General features: G+C 22.3%; 1 protein-coding gene. It reads left to right on the top strand.

Translation table 11 applies throughout. The features are described 5' to 3' along the window. Positions 1-278: 278 nt before the first annotated feature. The coding region (locus AYC60_RS09565; protein ID WP_156447638.1) for a transposase at positions 279-413 on the top strand (135 nt) is incomplete at its 3' end.

Genomic DNA, 413 nt, shown 5'->3' with positions numbered 1-413 from the left:
TTGTAGCAAAAGAATATAATATAGCTAAAGGGAATCTAAGTATTATTACTTCAAAATAAAGAATACATAGAAAAAAAGGACTTAAAGAAGTAGGAAAACAAAATCGATCATATACTAAAAACTTTAAACAAAAAGTAATAAATGAAAAAATTGATGGAAAAAGTACTCGACAATTAGAAATAGAGTATTTAAATAGTAAAAATGTTTTAAAAAGATGGATTTATTAGTATTAAAAGGGTATTATAAAAGAATATGATCCTAAAGGAGAGATATACTCTATGATAAATCCTAAACTAAGTAAAGAAACTAAGATGAATATTGCAAAAGAATGTATAGAAAAAGGAAAAAATTACAAAGATATATGTACTAAATATGGTGTTAAATATCCTAATCTTTATTCATGGGTTATTAAA

It is taken from the genome of Streptobacillus felis, from assembly GCF_001559775.1.
In the GTDB taxonomy this organism is placed as follows: Bacteria; Fusobacteriota; Fusobacteriia; order Fusobacteriales; family Leptotrichiaceae; genus Streptobacillus; species Streptobacillus felis.
Note: the sequence above shows the minus strand (reverse complement) of the source record. Positions and strands in the feature narration are given on the sequence as shown.